Origin of the sequence: Mesorhizobium sp. M7D.F.Ca.US.004.03.1.1 (assembly GCF_003998635.1) — a bacterium.
Classification (GTDB): domain Bacteria; phylum Pseudomonadota; class Alphaproteobacteria; order Rhizobiales; family Rhizobiaceae; genus Mesorhizobium; species Mesorhizobium loti.
The window spans coordinates 1-1207 of sequence record NZ_RZQG01001327.1 but is presented as its reverse complement, the minus strand read 5'-3'; the positions used below and the strand labels follow the sequence as shown (position 1 = coordinate 1207).

The 1207-nt window shown below is 65.7% G+C and carries 2 protein-coding genes; one reads left to right on the top strand and one right to left on the bottom strand.

Annotated features, from left to right (window positions below):
• Window positions 1-158: 158 nt before the first annotated feature.
• Complete coding sequence (locus EN935_RS36775; protein WP_109671641.1) at window positions 159-461, bottom strand: metalloregulator ArsR/SmtB family transcription factor; 303 nt, start codon at window positions 459-461, stop codon at window positions 159-161.
• A gap of 51 nt (window positions 462-512) precedes the next feature.
• On the opposite strand from EN935_RS36775, the gene EN935_RS36770 reads away from it, so the two are divergent.
• A partial coding sequence (locus tag EN935_RS36770) for a serine/threonine dehydratase (RefSeq protein ID WP_127374277.1) occupies window positions 513-1207 on the top strand: 695 nt, incomplete at its 3' end.

The window sequence follows — 1207 nt, the reverse complement described above, 5'->3', positions numbered from 1 at the left end:
ACTTACAACACCCGCTTGCTGGTGCCGGAGGTGCTGGTCGACGGCGACCGGTTCCACGTCGTGCGTCCGCGCCTGACCTATGACGACCTGATCGGGCTTGATTCCGTGCCCGACTGGCTTGCATAGAAGCTGCCCGGCCTGGATGCCGGCCGGAAGCGCTATAGCCGGTTCTGCACGAGCGCCCTGATGTCGGCGATCCTGTCCTCGTCGCGACGGTAGAACGTCCATTGCTTGATGCGCCTGACGCGCAGCAGGCCGGCTTGGGTGAGCACGCGCATATGCTCACTCAGCGTCGCCTGGGTGATGCCGAGCTTTTCGGCGATCAGCAGCGCGCAAACGCCGTCCTCGACCAGATCGCCATCCGCTTGGGCAGGGAAATGCGCGCGCGGATCCTTTAGCCAGTCGAGGATCTGCAGCCTGCGTTCGTTGGCAATCGCCTTGAAGACATCAACCTCTTGCATTTAGCCATTTTGCCAAGTTACTAATTGCTGTCAATCCCGAGGAGATCACACATGTCGCAGGGCAACACCGTCACACGCGAGCGCATTGCCGCGATGGAACCGCGCATCCGCCCCTATATCAGGCACACGCCGGTGCTGCGTGTCGACATGGCCGACTTCGACCGCACGCCGCTGACGGTCGACCTGAAGCTCGAATGCCTGCAGCATTCCGGTTCGTTCAAGGCGCGCGGCGCCTTCACCAACCTGCTGGAGCGTCCGGTCCCCGAAGCCGGCGTCGTCGCCGCATCGGGCGGCAACCATGGTGCGGCCGTCGCCTATGCCGCCATGCGGCTTGGCCACAAGGCGACCATCTTCGTTCCCGAAGTGAGTCCGGCAGCCAAGCTGGAGCGGATCCGCAGCTACGGCGCCGAGCTGATCGTCGGCGGCGCCCGCTACGCCGAGGCGCTGGCCGCCAGCGAACGTTTCGCCGAGCAGACCGGCGCCCTCCAGATCCATGCTTTCAACCAGGAGGAAACGCTGGTCGGCCAAGGCACGCTCGGGCTCGAAATCGAGAGCGATTTGCCTGGGATCGACACGCTGCTGGTCGCCGTCGGCGGCGGCGGCCTGATCGGCGGCATCGCCGCCTGGTTTGCCGGCCGCATCCGCATCATCGCCGTCGAGCCGGAGGGGGCGCCGACGCTTCACCGTGCCTTTGAGGCCGGACACCCCGTCGACGCGCCGGCCGAGGGCATCGCCGCTGATTCGCT

Bases quoted from the DNA above. Each gene is read 5' to 3' on its own strand.
- EN935_RS36775 (WP_109671641.1), bottom strand. From the start codon at position 461: ATGCAAGAGGTTGATGTCTTCAAGGCGATTGCCAACGAACGCAGGCTG.